This is a genomic window from Hydrogenophaga sp., from assembly GCF_019635465.1.
GTDB lineage: Bacteria > Pseudomonadota > Gammaproteobacteria > Burkholderiales > Burkholderiaceae_C > Hydrogenophaga.
In genome coordinates this window covers 89363-107916 of record NZ_JAHBZK010000007.1, presented here as the reverse complement: position 1 = coordinate 107916, position 18554 = coordinate 89363, and the positions used below count along the sequence as shown (strand labels likewise).

Below are 18554 nucleotides of genomic sequence, written 5' to 3'. Positions count from 1 at the left end.
TGAAAAAGGGGCCCGTAGGCCCCCTGGTTTTCGCTGGGTGAAACCACTCAGTCGCTGTTGCCGCCGAACACGCCCAGCAGAACCAGCAGGTTCTGGAACACGTTGAACAGGCTCAGGTACACGCTCAGGGTGGCGGTGATGTAGTTGGTTTCTTCGCCGTCCTGCACGCGCTTGAGGTCGTACAGGATGAAGGCGGAGAACACACCCACGGCCAGCACCGACACGGTGATCATCAGCGCGCTGGACTGGATGAACACGTTGGCGATGGCGGCGACCACGATCAGGATGGCGCCGATGAACAGGAACTTGCCCATGCTCGACAGGTCGCGCTTGATCACGCTCGAGAGCGAGGCCATGCCGAAGAACACCGCTGCGGTGCCACCGAAGGCCGTCATGATCAGGCTCGCGCCGTTGGAGAAGCCCAGCACCATGGCCAGCAGACGCGAGAGCATCAGGCCCATGAAGAAGGTGAAGGCCAGCAGCACGGGCACGCCGGCGGCCGAGTTCTTGGTCTTCTCGATCGCGAACATGAAGGCGAATGCGCCACCCAGGAACACGATCAATCCGAGGCCGCCGCCCAGGCTGGCGGTGATGCCCGTGGCCAGTCCCACCCAGGCACCCAGCACGGTGGGCACCATCGACAGGGCCAGCAGCCAGTAGGTGTTGCGCAGCACGCGGTTGCGCTGTGCGTTGGTGGAAGACACGGCGGCGCCAAAGCGTCCGCTGGTTTGCACGTGGTCGGTCATCGTTGGAATCTCCTTGGGTCTGAAAGACGCGGCCATTGTGGCACGGGGTGCCGGTTTGCGAAGGCACGGCGCTCAGCCATCCGGGTGCAGGTGGCGACAGTTGTGACTGTTCCGTCTGCAATCGCCGCTGTATCGTCGGGCTTTCAAGGCCGTTTGTTCCCCAATCTCAGGAAAAGTTCATGAAATCAACGCACCAGCTTGAAGCAGCCGACGTCAGGAAGATCGCCGAGGCGGCCGAGAAAGAAGCCCTGGCCAACCAATGGGCCGTGACCATCGCCATCGTCGACGCCGGCGGGCACCTGCTGTGGCTGCAGCGCCTGGACGGCGCGCCGCCGGTGTCGGCCCACATCGCCCCGGCCAAGGCCAACACGGCGGCCATGGGCCGGCGCGAGAGCAAGGTCTATGAGGACGTGATCAACCAGGGCCGCATGTCGTTCCTGAGCGCGCCGCACCTGCAGGGCATGCTTGAGGGCGGTGTGCCCATCGTCAAGGACGGGCAGTGCATTGGCGCGGTGGGCGTGAGCGGCGTCAAGTCGGTCGAGGATGCGCAGATCGCGCGCGCCGGCATCGCGGCCATCGGTCTCTGATTCGCGGAAAAAATGCCTGGCTATCGGCGGTGAGTGCACCGCCCTGGCTGGCCAAAAACGACGCTCGGGGAAGCGGGCTTCCCCGGGTCGCCCCACGATGGAGAACCGTGTGAACCCGCCCGGTCAGGGTGCGGGCTCGGTGATGAAACCAATCTTGCGCAGGCCGGCCTTCTGCGCGGCCGCCATGGCCAGCGCCACACGTTCGTAGCGCACCGCCTTGTCGCCGCGGATGTGCAGCTCGGGCTGCGGCTCCTGCAGCGCGGCCGCTGCCAGGCGCTCGGCGAAGACCCGGTCGTCAACCTGCTGTTCGTTCCAGAAGTACTGGCCGTCGGCATCCACCGCCAGGTGGATGTTTTCGGGCTTGTCCTGCACCTTCTCGACACTGGCCTGCGGCAACTCGACGTTGACCGCATGCTTGATGACGGGCACGGTGATGATGAAGATGATGAGCAGCACCAGCATCACGTCGATGAACGGGATCATGTTGATCTCGCTCATGACCTCGTCGCTGGTGTCTTGCGTGCCAATGGCCATGATTGCCTCCGTCAGCCGCGCTTCATGGGCAGCACCTTGCCATCGCCGCCGATGCTCACGCGCGCGCCGGTCACGAAGTAGGCGTGGAGGTCGTGGGCAAAGCGGTTGAGGTGGTGCAGCACCCCTTTGTTGCCGCGCACCAGGGCGTTGTAGCCCAGCACGGCGGGAATGGCCACCAGCAGACCCAGCGCCGTCATGATGAGTGCCTCGCCGATCGGGCCGGCCACTTGATCGATGCTGACCTGGCCCGCAGCGCCAATGCCCAGCAGCGCGTGGTAGATGCCCCAGACCGTGCCGAACAGGCCGACAAAGGGTGCGGTGGAGGCCACCGAGGCCAGCACGGACAGGCCGCTTTGCGCACGGGCGGTGAAGTCATCGACGCTCTTGCGCAGCGAGCGCTCGATCCAGTCGCTCACGTCCAGGCTGTCGTGCAACTGCGGGCGCGCGGCGCCGTCCTTTTGGGTGATGTGGCGTGCCGCCTCGCGGCCTTCCAGCGCCGCGGCACGGAAGGGGTTGGCCTCGGCGTCGCCCAGCTTGTCCAGGGCCTCGGCAAAGTCGTTGCTGTGCCAGAAGCCTTCGACGCCGCGCGCCTGCTTGCGTTGCGCGCGCAGGTCCAGCGCCTTCCAGAGGATGATGATCCAAGTGGTCAGCGACATGGCCAGCAGCACCAGGGCGACGCTGCGGGTGACCCAGTCGCCCTGGGTCCAGACATGGGCCAGGCCCGAGGTGGCGAAATCGTTGGTCATGGTGGTGTGTTGAAGAGCGTTACTTGTTGAGCTTGAAATCGACCGGTACGTTGACCCACATGGCCTCGGGCACGCCGCCACGTTTGCCTGGCACGAACCGCCACTGCATGACGGTCTCCGTGGCGGCCCTGTCCAGGCGCTCGAAGCCGCTGCTGCGCAGCACGTTGATGCGTGTGGGACGGCCGTCGGTTTCGATGAACACGCGCAGCAGCACACGTCCTTCTTCGACCAGGCGGCGCGACATGGCCGGGTAGGCGGGCTTGGGGTTGTTCAGGTAGTCCGCGTTGCTGATGGGCTCCACCACCGCGGGCGGTGCCGGCGGCGCCGGTGGGGCGGGTGGCGCAACGGGGGCCGCCACCACGGGTTCGACCGGCGCAGGCGTGGGCTCCGCGGGTGCGGCCTGCATGGGCGAGGGCTCGGGCGATGTGGTGGCCACTGGCAGCGGCTTCGGTGGTGGTGGCGCTGGGCGCGGTTTGGGCGCCGGGGGCTTGGGCGTCGCCTGCCGGGGCTCGGGTGGCGCCGGCGGCGCGGGCGGTGGTGGCTCGGGTTGGGGCGCTTCGATCAGGTCGGCCATCACCTGCACCGGAATCACGATCTCCATGGCGCGGCGCAGCAGGCCGCTTTGCAGCGCCCACACGCCGGCCACGTGCAGACCGACCACGGCGGCCACGATGCTCAGGCGGCGTTGCAGGTGCGAAGGCATGGGGGAGGGTAGGGACGGTGAGGCCGCGTCGGCGCGCAAAGCGGTCATGGTATCGGTCGGGGCCTGGCTTCTCGAAGTGAACACGGGTCAGCGGTGCAGCACCCATCGCACGGCGATCAGGATCAGCACGACACCGAGGGCGAGGGAGATCAGGGCGGCCATTGTGGGGACGGTGCAAGTAGCGGTTGTTATTCTAAACGCGAATTCTTCGCATTTACAAAAGCTGCTGCAGATTTTGGCGCAAACAGGTCGCCGGCCAGATGCGCACTACGCGCTTGGCCAGGTTGGGTCAGGCCACACAGCGCCAGCGCGATGTGGAGCTCATCCACCAGTTGCCGCAGCGCGCGGGCCACGCCCTGCGCGCCATCGGTGGCCAACGCGCGCGCCAGGGGGCGACCCAGCATCACCGCATCGGCTCCCAGGGCCAGCGCCTTGAGCACGTCGGTGCCTCGCCGCACGCCGCCGTCCACCACCAACGGCAATCGGCCCGCGTTGGCGGCCACGATGTCGGGCAGCGCCTGGGCGGTGGCCAGCACCGTGTCCAGTTGGCGTGCGCCGTGGTTGGAGACGATCAGCCCGCTGGCGCCGTGCTCGGCGGCCAGCACGGCATCGCCAGGGTGCAGGATGCCCTTGGCCCAGACGGGCAGGGGGCTGTGCTGGGTCAGCCAGGCCAGGTCGTGCCAGGTTGGCGCCTGGGCCAGCAGCGCAGACAGTGAGGTTGGCACCGGGCGATCGGTGAGATTGACCGACGACACGCCAGCGGGCAGGACGAAGCCACTTGCCCGTTCGCGGTCGCGAAACCCTTGCACTGGCGCGTCGAGCGTGAGGACCGCCGCTTCGAAGCCGGCCGCCGCTGCGCGCTGGATCAGCGCCAGGGTGGCGTTGCGCGAACCCAGCCAGTGCAACTGGAACCACAAAGGGCCGCGGCCGCTGTCGGCCAGCACCAGCCTGGCAATGTCCTCGAGTGGTGTGCTGGCCTGGCAGCTCAGCACATAGCCCGCACCCAGCGCTGCGGCGGCGAGTGCGCTGGCGCTTTCACCCTGTGGGTGCAGGGCCGCCTGGTGCGCCATGGGTGCCATGAACAGCGGGTGGGGCAGCGCCCGATCGCCGAGCGTCGTGCGCAGCTGGCTGCCGGCCAGCGAGTGCAACACGCGCGGTCGCAATCGCAGGTCTTGCCAGGCGGCTTCGTTGTCACGCAGCGTGACTTCGTCGCCCGCGCCGCCTTCAAGCCAGGCGTGCCAGGCCGGCAGGGCGTCGTTGTCGGGGGTCATGGGGTGGCCCATTGCCGAAGCAGGTTGTGATAGACGCCGGTGAGCCCCACCGTCTCGTCGCTTTCGCCATGGCGTGCGCGCAGCGCCACCAGGTTCATGTCCAGATCGAACAGGATCTGGCGGTGCGCCTCCTGCGGCACCAGGCTTTCGACCCAGAGAAAGCTCGCCAGGCGCTCACCGCGCGTGACCGGCAGAACCTCGTGCAGCAGACCGGCGGGGTAGAGCAGGGCGTCGCCCGCGTCGAGCTTGATGCGTTGCACGCCCAGGCGGTCGTGGATCACCAGCTCGCCGCCGTCGTAGCTGCCGGCATCGGCCAGGAACACCGTGCAGGACAGGTCAGCGCGCAGCCACTGGCCAGGCTCCGCAGCCTTGAGGATGGCGTTGTCGATGTGTGCGCCGTAGTGCTCGCCGCTGGCGCGGTAGCGGTTGAAGCGCGGCGGGAAGATGCGTTTGGGCAGCGCGGCCGACAGGAACATCGGCTCGCGCTGCAGGGCCGCCAGCACCAGCGACTGCAGCCGGCGGCTGTGCTCGCTGTCACTGGCGATTTGCTGGTTGTGCTTGCGCTGCTGCGCCTGCGCACCCGCACTCGCGCCGCCGTCGATCCAGGGCGCGTCGTTGTCGAGCAGCGCGCGCGCCTGGGTGAGTTCGTCGGGGGAGAGCAGGGAGGTGAGACGAAGCAGCATGGGCAGGTCAGAACAGCGAGGTGAGCGTCAGCTGCACCTTGCGCGGTGCGCCGGGCTGGTAGAAGCCGCGGTACAGGCCGTCGGCGTACAGCTTGTCGGTGAGGTTGGTGACGTTGAGCTTGAGTGTGTGGCGATCGCTGATCACGTACTCGGCCATGGCGTCGAGCGTGACGAAACTGTCGGCGATGACATTGCGCGCACCTTCTGGCGACTGCTCGCTGCGGAAATTCAGGCCCGCGCCCACGCGCCAGCTCGGGGTCAGCCGGTAGGCGGTCCACAGGCTGGCGCTGTGCTTGGGGGTCAGCCCGGGGCGATCGCCTTGTACCTGCGCGCCGCCGCCACTGGCGGCCAGGGTCTGGTTGCTCTGCGTGATGCGCGCGCTCGGGATCCACGTGTGGTTGTAGAAGATCTCCCAGGCGGGCGTGATGCGCCCGGCCAGGTTGAACTCCATGCCGCGTGCGAAGCGCTTGCCCGACAGCAGTTGCTGTGTGGCGGCGGTGTCCGGGTCGGTGTTGCGCTCGTTGTACTTCTCGGAGTGGAACACGGCCACGCCGAACAAGGCGCGGTTCTCGAACAGGTCCCACTTTGCGCCGATTTCGAAGTTGCGGCTTTTCTCTGGCGGCGTGTTGGCGTTCTTGGCGTTGTTGCTGCCGGACGCGAAGCTGCCCAGCGCGTACTGATAGGTATCGCCCGAGGTGTTGTACGAGGTGCCGAAGGACGCGTAGTACGACGCCGTGCTGCTGGGCTGGAACAGCAGGCCCACGCGTGGGCTCCACAGGTTCTCGCTAACGGAGAAGTGATTGCCGGAAGGGTCCGTGTAGCTGGCGTTGAAGCGGTCGAAGCGCAGGCCGGTGACCAGCTTTAGTGCTTCGCTCAGCGCCATGGTGTCCTGCGCGTAGAAACCGATGGTTCGTGCGTCGAAGTGCGTCAGCGCCGGGTCGCCACGGGTGTCGGCGCGCCAGGCGCCGTCGTTGGGTGTGCCGACCGTGGTGGTCAGGCCCGAGGCCGTGCCGGCGAAGTTCTGGTTGCGCAGCGCGTGCTCGTAGTTGAAGTCCACGCCAGCCAGCAGCTTGTGCTTCATGCCCATGGCATCGAAGGCGGTGCTGTAGTCGCTTTGCACCTGGGTCAGGTCGCTGTAGCCGACGCGGCCCTTGGGTGTGCGGGTGATGACCGTCGACGGGTTCAGGTTCTCGAACGTCGTGCCACCGGCGAAGCGGATCACGCTGGCCCAGAGCTCGCGCTCGTACTGCCCATGGCGAACGGTGGTCTTGAGCTCGCTGTCCTGATCGAAGCGGTGCGTGTGACTGAATGTGGCCGCGGTGGTCTGGGTGCGGTTGTAGTCGCTGGCCAGGCCATAGAAATTCTCGGCCGGCAGCGATTCAATGATCTTGTTGAAGCCGCCACCGATGGACTGCTGGAACCAGGGATGGTTGTAGCCGGGGTTGCCGTCGGTCTCGAGGTAGTACAGCCCCACCGAGAACTCGTCCTTGAGGCCAATGCCCCAGCGATAGGTCGGGGCGATGCCGCGCTTGTTGTCGGTGGCACCCTTGTTGTCGGCGTTCTGCACCATGGCGTTGATGCGCAAGGCGGAGTCCTCGCCGGTCTTGATGTTGAAGTCGCCAGTCAGGCGCACTTCCTTGCCGGTGCCGATGGTGGTGTTGACCTCGTGCTGGTCCATCAGGAAGGGTTGCTTGCTCACCTGGTTGACCACGCCGCCGGTGGAACCTTTGCCGAACAGCATCGAGGCCGAGCCTTTGAGGACCTCGACGCGGTCGAGGTTGAAGGTGTCGCGCTCGATCAGCGGCGCGTCGCGCATGCCGTCGACATAGATGTCGCCGGCCTGGCCCAGTGAGAAGCCGCGCAGACGGATGTCTTCCTCGCCGGTTTCACCGGCCTGGAAGGTCACGCCGGCGGTGGTGCGCAGCACCTCGCGGAAGTCGTCGAGGTTGCGGTCGTCGAGCAGGCGTTCGGTCATCACTGTGACCGACTGCGGAATGTCGCGCAGCGCCTGCTTGCCCTTGCCGATGCTGGTCTCCGTGGCCTTCAGCGTGCTCTTCGAGTCGGTGCCGATGACCTGATCGCGCACCTCGACCGTGCCCAGCGTGGGCGTGTTGGCGGGAGCGGCAGATTGGGCAAAGGCGGGGGAGGCGGTCAGAGAGCTGGCCAGTAGAGCGGCGCCCAGCGGCAGGGGCTTGAGAGGGTGTTGAGGCATGGCAGTGCAGCAAGGTTGAAACGTTGGCTGGCTGCAGCGCCTGCGTTGGCGCCCCTGCGTTGTGGGGCTTGGACGGGCTGTGGCTGGCTGGGGTGTTGCACTTTATCACAAATAAGAACGATTCCCGTTTACATGCGGCGATGCAACAATGCTGTCAATCGCTTAGATAGGAACTATCGATGGGTGACCGTCATAGTGCTCGTTTACACTAGCATTCGTTCGCTATCAAGCGATTCATATCGATTGACATTTTCTACAACCCAGGAGCTTCTGATGTCTCTCATCAACACCACGGTCCCCGCTTTCTCCACCACCGCCTTCCACAACGGCAAGTTCGTGCCCGTCTCTGACGCCAGCCTGCGCGGCGAGTGGTCGGTGCTGGTGTTCATGCCCGCCGCCTTCACCTTCAACTGCCCGACCGAGGTGGAAGACGCCGCCGACAGCTACGCCGAATTCCAGAAGCTGGGCGCCGAGGTCTACATCGTGACCACCGACACCCACTTCTCGCACAAGGTGTGGCACGAGACCTCGCCCGCCGTGGGCAAGGCCAAGTTCCCGCTGGTGGGCGACCCCACGCACCAACTGACCCGTGGCTTCGGCGTGCACATCGAAGAAGAAGGCCTGGCGCTGCGCGGCACTTTCATCATCAACCCCGAAGGCGTGATCAAGACCGCCGAGATTCACGACAACGCCATCGCGCGTGACATGAAAGAGACCCTGCGCAAGCTCAAGGCCGCTCAGTTCGTGGCCAAGAACCCTGGCCAGGTGTGCCCGGCCAAGTGGAACGAAGGCGCCAAGACGCTGACCCCGTCGTTGGACCTCGTCGGCAAGATCTGATGCACCGTTGAGCGTTCAGGGTTGGGCGTTGGGCGTGTTGCGCGCCCAGCGCTCTTCCCTGAGCGATCCCTTGGTTCGCACCCATTCCAACGCTTAAGGCTCAACGACCATGCTTGACGACACCCTCAAAGGCCAGTTGCAGGCCTACCTCGGCAAACTGCAGCGCCCCATCCGCCTCATCGCATCGCTCGACGAATCCGCTTCGTCGCAGGAGATGCGCGAGTTGCTCACCACGATTGCGAGCCTGTCCGACCAGGTGCGTTTCGACGACAGTGGTTCGGACGAGCGCAAGCCCTCGTTCGTGATCGCCCGTGATGGCGAGACCGCCGGTGTGCGCTTCGCGGCCATCCCGCTGGGGCACGAGTTCACCTCACTGGTGCTGGCGCTGCTGTGGACCGGCGGCCATCCCCCGAAGGCCGAGCAGGAAACACTCGATGCGATCGCCAGCTTGCAGGGCGAGCTCAACTTCGAGGTCTACATGAGCCTGAGCTGCCACAACTGCCCGGACGTGGTGCAGGCGCTCTCGCTGATGGCCATCCGCAACCCGGCGGTGAAGGTCACGGTGATCGACGGCGGCCTGTATCAGGCCGAGGTCGAGCAACGCCAGGTGATGGCGGTGCCCATGGTGTTTCTCAACGGCCAGGAGTTCGGCGGTGGCCGAATGACGCTTGAGGAGATCGTCGCCAAACTCGACGTCAACGCAGATGCGCGCGAAGCCGCCAAGCTGGACGCCAAGGAAGCATTCGACGTGCTCATCGTGGGTGGTGGGCCCGCTGGTGCCGCTGCGGCGGTCTATGCCGCACGCAAAGGCATTCGCGTGGGTGTGGCGGCCGAGCGCTTCGGTGGCCAGGTCAACGACACGCTGGCGATCGAGAACTACATCAGCGTGCTGGAAACAGACGGCCCGAAGTTCGCTGCCGCCCTGGAGGCGCAGGTGCGCCACTACGACGTGGACATCATGAATCTGCAGCGCGCCGAGAAGCTGCTGCCGGCCAGCGCGCCCGGTGCCTTGCACGAGGTCGTGATGGCCAACGGTGCCACGCTCAAAGCGCGCAGCGTCATCCTGTCCACTGGCGCTCGCTGGCGCAACGTCAACGTGCCCGGCGAAGCCGAGTACCGCAACAAGGGTGTGGCCTATTGCCCGCACTGCGACGGCCCGCTCTTCAAGGGCAAGCGCGTCGCCGTGATCGGTGGGGGCAACTCAGGCGTCGAGGCCGCGATCGACCTCGCAGGCATCGTGCAGCATGTGGACCTGATCGAGTTCAACGACACCCTCAAAGCGGACGCCGTGCTGGTGCGCAAGCTGCAGAGCCTGCCCAACGTGCGCATCCACACCAACGCACAGACGACCGAGATCACCGGCGCGGGCGGCACGGTGAATGGCCTGAGCTACAAGGACCGTGGCAGCCAAGAGATCCGTCACCTCGAACTCGAGGGTGTGTTCGTGCAGATCGGTCTGGTGCCCAACACCGAGTGGCTCAAGGGCACGCTCGAACTCAGCCGCTTCGGTGAGATCGTGGTGGATGCGAAAGGGCACACCAATGTGGCGGGTGTGTTCGCGGCTGGCGACTGCACGACGGTGCCCTACAAGCAGATCGTCATCGCGGCAGGCGACGGCGCCAAGGCCTCGCTCAGTGCCTTCGATCACCTCATTCGCCAGGTGGAACCTGAGGCGCAGACGGCCTGACGTAAGGCCGTCGGTAGGGGGGCTTGAACCCCGAGAGACAAGGCGGCTTCGGGCCGCCTTGTCAGTTTCAAGCAAGCTGTTGTTGGATTCGTGTCAGGTGTTCTAGGGGCATACCCGAACCCGCTGAGCGACCTCAGGGGCGTGAAATTTTCCCGTAAGGTGCCCCTTCGAGAGTCCGCGGCGGATCGGAGGGCGGAGGCCCCTGGTCGTTCGCCGCCATGGCTCCCCCATGGTGGTTTCACCATCGAGGAGACACGCTCAATGTCTAGCAACAACAACTCCGCAGCCTATTGGAAGGCCACGCTGGGACTACTTACCAAGGTGTTGATCATCTGGTTCGCGGTGTCCTACGGGGCCGGCATCCTGTTCGCAGGCGCGCTCAACGGCATCAAGCTGGGTGGCTACCCGCTTGGTTTCTGGTTTGCGCAGCAAGGCTCCATCTACGTGTTCATCGTGCTGATCTTCTATTACGCACGCAAGATGGGCCAGATCGACCGTCAATTCGACGTTCACGAAGACTGAGGTAACACCATGGATCTGCAAACCCTGACTTACCTCGTTGTGGGCGCGACCTTCGCGCTCTACATCGGTATCGCTGTCTGGTCACGTGCCGGCAGCACCTCCGACTTCTACGTCGCCGGCGGCGGTGTTCACCCCGTCACCAACGGCATGGCAACGGCCGCTGACTGGATGTCGGCGGCTTCGTTCATTTCGATGGCCGGCCTGATCTCCAACCTGGGCTACGGCGGCGCCGTGTTCCTGATGGGTTGGACCGGCGGCTACGTGCTGCTGGCCATGCTGCTGGCGCCGTACCTGCGCAAGTTCGGCAAGTTCACCGTGCCCGAGTTCATCGGCGACCGCTATTACTCGCAAACGGCGCGTACGGTGGCGGTGATCTGCCTGCTGGTGGCCTCCATCACCTACATCATTGGTCAGATGACCGGTGTGGGCGTGACCTTCGCGCGTTTCCTGGGCGTCTCCAGCGACACCGGTATCTACCTCGGCATGGCAATCGTGTTTGCCTACGCGGTGTTCGGCGGCATGAAGGGCATCACCTACACCCAGGTGGCTCAGTACATCGTGCTGATCCTGGCCTACCTGGTGCCGGCGTTCTTCATCTCGCTCAACCTCACGGGCAACTTCCTGCCGCAGCTGGGCCTGGGTTCCGACCTCGTCGGCACCAACACCACGCTGTTGGCCAAGCTGGACCAGGTGGTGACCGATCTGGGCTTCAACCAGTACTCGACCTCGAGCGCTGGCAGCATGCTCAACATGTTCTTCTACACGGTCTCGCTCATGATCGGTACCGCGGGCCTGCCCCACGTGATCGTGCGCTTCTTCACCGTGCCGAAGGTCGCCGACGCCCGCGCCTCTGCTGGCTGGGCACTGGTCTTCATTGCGCTGCTGTACACCACGGCACCCGCTGTGGGCGCCATGGCCAAGCTCAACCTGCACGGCACCGTCAACAGCGCTGTGGGTCTGACCAAAGACGCCGATGGCCGCATCACCGTCAACCCCGACGTGGCCAACCAGCGCGCCGATCTGTACGCGCCCGAAGCCAGCCTGGAATACGCCAAGCGTCCTGAGTGGATGAAGCGCTGGGAAGCCACCGGCCTGCTCAAGTGGGAAGACAAGAACGGCGATGGCCGCATCCAGTACTACAACTCGGCCACCAAGAACGAAGCCGCCAAGGCCAAGGCCGACGCTGCTGGCTGGAAAGGCAACGAGCTCACCGTCAACGCCGACATCATCGTGCTGGCCAACCCCGAAATCGCGCTGCTGCCCAACTGGGTGATCGCGCTGGTTGCCGCGGGTGGTCTGGCCGCTGCTCTGTCGACCGCTGCCGGTCTGCTGCTGGCCATCTCGTCGGCCATCTCGCACGACCTGATCAAGGGCTCCATCAAGCCCGACATCAGTGAGAAGGGCGAACTGCTGGCTGGCAAGATCTCGATGGCCGGTGCCATCGTGGTGGCTGGCTATCTGGGCCTGAAGCCACCAGGCTTCGCGGCCGGTACCGTGGCCCTGGCCTTCGGTATCGCGGCATCCACGATCTTCCCCGCCATCATGATGGGCATCTTCAGCAAGAAGGTGACCGACAAGGGCGCGATCTGCGGCATGCTGGCTGGCCTGTTCGTGACGCTGTTCTATGTGTTCGCACACAAGGGCATCTTCTTCATCAAAGGCACCGGCTACACCGACCTCATCGGTGGCGTCAACAGCTTCTTCACCATCACCCCCGAAGCCTTCGGCACGGTGGGCGCGATCGTGAACTTCGTGGTTGCCTTCCTGGTGAGCAAGGCTTCCAAGCCGGTGCCGGATCACATTCAGCACCTGGTGGAATCGGTGCGCGTGCCCCGTGGCGCGGGCGCTGCAACGGGTCACTGATCCCAACCTTGTCACGGGCCGCTTCGGCGGCCTGTGGCAGGCCTCCACGCCCCGCCGGTTTGCGCCGCGGGGCTTTTTTTTGAACGGATCCCGCGCGTGGACGGCACAATCGGCCGCGTGTGTGCAGCCTGGCAATCCGATGGACTATTCGCTCAGCATCTTCCCGATTCGCATCATCTTTTACCTGGTGCTGTTCCCCGTGGCCTTCTTCTGGCTGCGCCGCGCCTGGCGCATCGGTGTGCGAAAGGACTTTTCGGAGGTCGCGCTCAAGAAGGGCATGCCGCCACCCAATGCGGCGCGCTACGCACCCTACGAACTGGCGTTCAACCTGGTCGGCGGCGGCGTGATGGTTGGCGTGATCGTGCTGGTGGCACTGGGCCGGGTGGACTACGACACCTGGATCGCCATCGCCGGGTCCACGTTGTGGATCAAGCTCTTTTTGTCGTTTGCGCTGGGACGCCAGGCACATGGGCTGGGTCCCGGACGCAAGCGCGTCTGATGACGAATGACGCGGCCGCTGCGCGGCCGGCATGATCTGGCTTCGCCCATGACTGCCTCGCGGTCTGGGTGGCTTCAGTCATTCGTCATGAGTGCGCACCGCGCACGAGGTCATCCGTCATCAAACGCGAGGACCGTCCACCTTCGACCAGGCGTCGAGCTGTTGCATGAGCGTCTGAGCGGCCGCGCGGTCGCCGGGTTTGACCACCTTCGCATGGCTGAGCACGAAACGCATCTGATCGGCCAGTGAGGCCCATTGGCGTGCCGACCCGGCACGCGATTGCAGGTCACTCAGAGAGTCGTTGATGTTCATGAAAGCAAGGGCCAGCGAACCTTGGTGCAGGGCCTCGATGGCGGCCAGCTCCGGCAGGCCCGCAACGCTCCAGAAATCGGGCTCGTTCTGACGCTGCCGTTGCAAGGTGTCACGCGTGCGTTGCACGCGCGCGGTGTCCAGTGGTCGCCCGCGCAGCAGATCGGCGGCGAGCAGGTTGAGCGCGGGGTAGAACAGGTCGGTTCGACCAGACTGCTGGGCCAGCCGCTCGGCGTTGCCGTAGTGATGGGCCATGTGCGCCAGGGCCGCTTGCTCGGCTGCGCCGTCGCCCGCTACACGCTCAACCATGGCGAGCCGTTTGAAGGCCGAGCCCAGCAGACCTTCCCGTTCGAGCGTGGGGGAGACCACCAGCAATGCCCGCAGGGTGTCGATGGCCAGCCCAATGTCGCGCTTTGCGGCTCGCACGGTGGACGCCCGCTGTGGCGTGTCGCCGGTGGTGTGGCGCACCTGTTCCCAGGCCTGGCGGGCCAGCAGGTTGGCGTGCTGTTCGCTCGCCTTGACCGATGCACTGCCGTCGTTGGCGGCCATCGCGCGGGCATACCACTGAAGCGCCAGCGATGCCTCGCCCGCCTCGGCCCAGGCGACGCCAAACGCTTCTGCGACCGCGCCCATGGCGCCCCAGGCGCTCTCGAAGCGTGCCTGCAGATGGCGGATCTTCTCGCGCTGGGTCTCGGGTCGCGCGCCCTGGGTGGTGCTTTCCACGGCCAGGGTTTCCAGCGCCAGCGCCAGTGCGGCCGGTGACGCCACGCCGGCGTAGATCTGGGCGGGCGTGGGTGGTGCGCGGCGCGTATCGACTTCGGCGCGCTCCCACACCCAGTCGGCATCGCCATAGCACTGGTAGGCCGCCCAGGTGTTGCCTTGGGGGCTGGCGTCGTGGGCGGCCACGCGTCCGGCCTGCACTGCGTCCATGAATCGCTGCCCGCCGAGCAAGGCCTGGTAGAAGGCCCTTGCGAACTGGTTGGCGGCGTCGTCCTCCACCGCCCAGCCGGCCGCCACCACGCAGCGCACGCCGATGCGGATGAGCTGTTTGGCCACGCCCGCGGCGAAGGCGGCCCGGTCGTAGTCGGTCAGCAGCAACTTGCCGTTATCGGCCGCCAAGTGACAGCAGTTGAGGAACACCAACTCCGGCACGGTGCGCATGGCTTGCACCTCGTGTGGCCCCAGGAAGGCGCCGTCGCTGAGCACCACGCCCCGCAGTTTGGGCGGCAGTCCCTCGCGCAGCAGCTCGGGCTCGCCGTGGCCTGCGATGTGCACGACCCTGTACCGACGCGCCAGCAGGCCGTTGATGACACTTGCCGCGTCGGGGCCTGCGCCCTGTTCGTCTGCGATCAGCGTGTGCACGCGCGCCGGGTCAAGGCCTTGTGGCCCCTGCAGGGCCTCGGCCACTGCGAGGGCTTCCTCGCGCGCAGAGGGCAGCGCAGGGTAGAGCGTCGGGTCGCACTGTGGCTCGCCGATGACCAGCACGTCGTCTTCCAGCGTGGCGTCGCTCACCTGGGCGCGAAAGTTGACGGTGCGCAAGCGTCGCAGCAGCTTGTTGCGGATGGCCCAGGGTTTGCGCGGGCCGCTGCGCCCGTCCTGCGGGGCGTCGAGGAGCTCCCAGGGGATGGCGGCAGTCCCGTCGTCGAGCTCGAGCACCAGTTCGGTGGTGCCACCCAGGCTGGCCTCCATTTCGACCGGCACCAGCAGCTGAAACAGGGTGCGGCCCATTTGCGGGTCCTGATTGGCGTGGTTCGATGCGCGTTTGACCAGCTCGCGCACCAGCGTGGTCTGTGTCGCCTGCGCCCGCACCTCGGTGCGCGCGCGTTGGGTGTCGAGCGAGTAGACGATGTGCGGCTCACCGTGCTCGTCGCGCTGCATGATGGCGCTGATGTAGTCGTACGCGGTGCCGCGGTAGCCACTGTCCAGCGGTCGTCGCAGTGGGCCGATGCCGCACTGGACGGTGGGTGTCAGGGTGAAATGCTCGGGAGCGGCCAGTGTCAGCAGCCGCAACGCGGACCAGGCCTCGGTCGCGCGGTCGAGGTAGAGCTCGATCAGGTGGATGTGGCCCACCAGCGGCCACTTGTGCTGTGCCAGACGCTGGTTGGCCTCGCGCACACCTTGCGCGATGGCCTGTGCCGAGGTACCGGTGCTGATGCCCGTGCCGCCGCTGCCAATGAGCGTGGCAGCCAGCTCGAAGTTGTCGCTGCCCGCGCCAGGTGTCTCGGACATCCGTTGGGACCAGGCCATGGCCGCTTGCCGCACACTCATGGCGAGCTGCGTGCTGTTGAGCTTGGCCTCGGGCCCCAGGCCCACCACCACCACGTGCGGCGGCCGGGGCAGGCCCAGCGGGTTCGCCTGGTCGGGCTGGTGATTGACGAACACCTGGTGGGTGCCGGGGGCTTCCGGATAGAGGCCGGCACGCAGTGACGCCGACATGGTGCCGCCGATGTAGCGGTCGACGACGGCTTCGCTGCCGCTGAGTGCGGACGCGGTGTAGTGACCCACCATCAAGGTGCGCCGCATGAACTTGAGGTTGCCGTTGTGCACGCTGACCAGCAAGGGGCGTGTTCGCGCCGTCGCCTGAGGGCGGTCAACCTGTGCCGCCCCGAACACGTCGCCGGGGTTGACCAACGGCGCTGCGAGCGCACCCGGTTGTCGCGACGGGCGATGGCGCACCAGGGTTTGTGCATCCGGGGCTGCGCGTGTCGGCGCTGGCAGGGCCTTCAGGCGCGCGGTGTCGCCGCGCTCGAGCAGCTCGAGGTAAGCCTCGAAGGCTCCGCGCGCAGCGGGCAAGTCGCCATGGGCGCAATCGAGCTGCCAGGTGCGAACCCCGGGCAGGCGCGCACTGTCCAGCGTCACCCGTCCATCGCCGCCTTCGGGCAGGTCCAGGTACACCAGGCCTTCGTTGGGGTCCAGGTCGAAGCGGGCCGGTGTGAAGCGCGCGTGGCCCACGACCAGCAACATGCGGTCCCGAAACGCGGCGAGGTCTTCCAGAACCTGCCGGTCGAGCCGCTTGCGCAAAGCGATGGCCTGATCGAGCACGGCCTGAGGCGGAACACCCCAGCGATAGATGGAGCGCTGCGGCCCTTCGCTGTGCCAGGTGGCGGCCCGCTCAAGGGTCTTGAGGTCCTGATCGGCGAGGGCCTGCCAGCGCTCGCTGCGCCCCAGGCCGAGAGACTCGTCGGTCAGCCCGGCCTGCAGTTGCAGAAATCCGGGCATGCCGGCCATGATGTTGCGCGCTTCGTGATCGTGAAACGGCAAACCGAAGGCGGCCAGTGCGTTGCCGAAGGTGTCGTCGCCCGAGAGCACTTGCATGGGCGCGTACGAGCCCGCGTTGGGGGTGCCGAGCATGAGCAGCCGCGCACCGGCGCGCTCGCTCCAGCGTTGCCACACGTCCGGGCGCTCCAGTTGCACGGTGCGTGCCACCAGGCCCCCCATCGAATGCGCCAGCAAACGCACCGGCTGACCGCTGGCCGAGCGCTCGTTGAGTTCGCGCTCCATGCATTCAGCCAGTCGCCGGGCTTCTTCTTCAATGGGGCGGCGCCAGTCGAAATCGAACTCGATGACCTCGTGGGTATCGCTCAGGAATTCGGCCAGGCGGTCGTAGACCACACTGATCGGCCCGTCGGGTGTGATCGCGCCCGCGGTGCCGCTCCAGCGCAGCCGATCCAGGCCACCCAGCATGCGAAAGCCCAGCCAGACGCGCTCGCCGTTGACCGCCAGGTTGCTGCCCAGAATGCCCGGCAACAGGATGAGCGCTGGGCGCTTGCCCGTGTCCGAACTGTTGGCGCGGGGCGCGGCGCGCACGCCGTCGCTGCTTTGCCCCGCCCACGACAGCGGTCCGATGGCACGAAACCCAGCGGGTTGCGCCTGCGTGAGGCCGTCGCACACCGCCTCGGCCGTGCGGGGGTGGCTGAAGTAGGCAAAGTGGGTCACCTGCCCGCCACGCTCATACACGAAGCTGGCGCCTGGCTGGGTTGGCGTACCGGCTCGCGCTGTGCCGCCGTACATCGAGCGGGTCTGCACGACCAGGTCGTTGTCGGTCCAGTAGAAGGCATCGGCCAGCAGGGTCTTCACCCAGGACATCACGGAGTCGCCTTCGATGTCGCCCGCCACCACTCGCAGCTGACCCGGCAACGGCCCATGCCGATCCAGCGTGTGCAACCACTGCACCAGCGCGCTGTCGGGCGTCATGGCCTGCAGGCCGGGCAGCACCGCAGGGTCGGTGCGCTGGCTGGCGACGTCGCCGAGAAAATCCAGCAGGCGCGGCACCACCGGCACACCGGCCAGTTCGAGTGTCCATTTGAGGACCGAGACATAGGCGTCGAGGCGACCGGACGCCAGGAGCGTGCCACGGGCCGGGCAGGCCACGCGCACCATGCGCTCGACGCGAATGTCGCGCCCTTTGAGTTCGGCGGCCAGCGCCCGCAGCGCACGCAACGACCCACGCTGGTCGGCCGGCTTGAATGGCGCCAGGGCCGCCTCGTCCAGGTCGGGGTGCGCGCACACGCGGGCCAATACCTCGCCAACCAGCCCGCCGCGCGAATGGGTCAGCAGATGAACCCGTGCACCGTCGGGCAGGGCGCGCGCGAGCAACAAGGCGTTGTCGATCGGGCTGGCGCCCAGCGTGGGGTGATCCAGGCCGTAGACCCGATCACCGTAGTGAGCGAAAAGGTCGCGCACACGCTGAGGGTGATGCGTCCACAGCTTGGCAAAGGTGCCATGGGTCTCGGAGAACGTGCCGTGCAGCAGCACCAGCATCGGACCACCGCCGCCAGCGGCCGCAATGCGTGTCAGCTTGTTCTGGCCCTTGAGTGGCCCGTCAAAGGTGTCCGCCTTGAGCGCGTAGACGCCGGGGTCGACCTGGTCGTCCATGCGCTGCGCGATGCGTTGCGCCGTCAAGCGGGACACTGGCTGTGCGCCCAGGCCGGTGACCACTTCGATGGCCGACAGCAGCACCTGACCCAGGCGCCCCCGCGTCGCGCCCGCCCGCTCCAGACCCGGCCAGGACAGTTGTGCGGGCACCGCGATGTCGGCGCCGTTGCTTCCACGCACCGCGCCTGGTGCCGATTGCTGGGCCGTCATCAGGTCGCGCGCGGTGTGCGGATGCAGCATCAGTGACGGGCCATTGGCGATGTGCAGAACCAAGGCATCTGTGCCAGGTGTGAGGCTCAGCCGCACGGCCTGGCCGGCACCGCGTACCGCGCCCATCTGCACCCTTTGGCTGACCCTTGCGCGGCCGCCAAGGGTGGGCGGGCCATTGGCGGATGCGTCGCGGGTGGTTGCCGCTGACGTGGGGGTGCCCTGCACCACGAAGGTCACCGGGTTCTGGTCGTTGGCCTTCATGTCGATGCC

At 66.4% G+C, this 18554-nt stretch carries 14 protein-coding genes; 6 read left to right on the top strand and 8 right to left on the bottom strand.

What is annotated here, in order from left to right; all coding sequences use genetic code 11:
- Positions 1 to 47: 47 nt before the first annotated feature.
- Positions 48 to 746, bottom strand: a complete 699-nt coding sequence (locus tag KF871_RS08125; RefSeq protein WP_291140458.1) for a Bax inhibitor-1/YccA family protein — start codon at positions 744 to 746, stop codon at positions 48 to 50.
- A 179-nt stretch (positions 747 to 925) separates the two neighbouring features.
- On the opposite strand from KF871_RS08125, the gene KF871_RS08120 reads away from it, so the two are divergent.
- Positions 926 to 1333, top strand: coding sequence for a heme-binding protein (locus KF871_RS08120; protein WP_291140455.1), 408 nt, complete (start codon positions 926 to 928; stop codon positions 1331 to 1333).
- Positions 1334 to 1456: 123 nt separating this feature from the next.
- Here KF871_RS08120 and KF871_RS08115 read toward each other — a convergent pair whose 3' ends face one another.
- From KF871_RS08115 to KF871_RS08090, 6 genes are all read right to left on the bottom strand, one after another.
- On the bottom strand, positions 1457 to 1867 hold the full coding sequence (locus KF871_RS08115; RefSeq protein WP_291140453.1) for a biopolymer transporter ExbD: 411 nt from the start codon (positions 1865 to 1867) through the stop codon (positions 1457 to 1459).
- Between the two features lie 11 nt (positions 1868 to 1878).
- A complete protein-coding gene (locus KF871_RS08110; RefSeq protein WP_291140451.1) occupies positions 1879 to 2613 on the bottom strand; it encodes a MotA/TolQ/ExbB proton channel family protein in 735 nt (244 codons plus the stop codon).
- Between the two features lie 19 nt (positions 2614 to 2632).
- A complete protein-coding gene (locus tag KF871_RS08105) occupies positions 2633 to 3316 on the bottom strand; it encodes an energy transducer TonB (RefSeq protein WP_291140449.1) in 684 nt (227 codons plus the stop codon).
- 188 nt (positions 3317 to 3504) lie between these two features.
- Positions 3505 to 4587, bottom strand: a complete 1083-nt coding sequence (locus KF871_RS08100) for an alpha-hydroxy acid oxidase (protein WP_291140447.1) — start codon at positions 4585 to 4587, stop codon at positions 3505 to 3507.
- Entirely contained in the window at positions 4584 to 5270 is a 687-nt protein-coding gene (locus KF871_RS08095; protein ID WP_291140445.1) for a Fe2+-dependent dioxygenase, read from the bottom strand. Before KF871_RS08095 ends, KF871_RS08100 begins: the two co-directional genes overlap by 4 nt.
- Before the next feature lie 7 nt (positions 5271 to 5277).
- Complete coding sequence (locus tag KF871_RS08090) at positions 5278 to 7482, bottom strand: TonB-dependent siderophore receptor (RefSeq protein WP_291140443.1); 2205 nt, start codon at positions 7480 to 7482, stop codon at positions 5278 to 5280.
- 273 nt (positions 7483 to 7755) lie between these two features.
- Between KF871_RS08090 and ahpC the strand changes: the two genes are divergently transcribed.
- The 5 genes from ahpC to KF871_RS08065 all read left to right on the top strand — a co-directional run bounded on the left by ahpC (position 7756) and on the right by KF871_RS08065 (position 12890).
- A complete protein-coding gene (gene ahpC, locus KF871_RS08085) occupies positions 7756 to 8319 on the top strand; it encodes an alkyl hydroperoxide reductase subunit C (protein WP_291140441.1) in 564 nt (187 codons plus the stop codon).
- A 109-nt stretch (positions 8320 to 8428) separates the two neighbouring features.
- Positions 8429 to 10006, top strand: coding sequence for an alkyl hydroperoxide reductase subunit F (gene ahpF / locus KF871_RS08080; protein WP_291140439.1), 1578 nt, complete (start codon positions 8429 to 8431; stop codon positions 10004 to 10006).
- A 261-nt stretch (positions 10007 to 10267) separates the two neighbouring features.
- The gene (locus KF871_RS08075; protein ID WP_291140437.1) at positions 10268 to 10528 is read left to right on the top strand and encodes a DUF4212 domain-containing protein; all 261 of its coding nucleotides are present in this window, start codon (positions 10268 to 10270) and stop codon (positions 10526 to 10528) included.
- Positions 10529 to 10537: 9 nt separating this feature from the next.
- Positions 10538 to 12391 carry a sodium:solute symporter family protein gene (locus KF871_RS08070; RefSeq protein WP_291140435.1) on the top strand — a complete coding sequence of 618 codons (1854 nt, stop codon included), beginning with the start codon at positions 10538 to 10540 and terminating at the stop codon, positions 12389 to 12391.
- A gap of 139 nt (positions 12392 to 12530) precedes the next feature.
- On the top strand, positions 12531 to 12890 hold the full coding sequence (locus KF871_RS08065; protein WP_291140433.1) for a hypothetical protein: 360 nt from the start codon (positions 12531 to 12533) through the stop codon (positions 12888 to 12890).
- A 120-nt stretch (positions 12891 to 13010) separates the two neighbouring features.
- On the opposite strand, the gene KF871_RS08060 is transcribed toward KF871_RS08065, so the two are convergent.
- Positions 13011 to 18545, bottom strand: a complete 5535-nt coding sequence (locus KF871_RS08060; RefSeq protein WP_291140431.1) for a CHAT domain-containing protein — start codon at positions 18543 to 18545, stop codon at positions 13011 to 13013.
- Positions 18546 to 18554 lie beyond the last annotated feature (9 nt).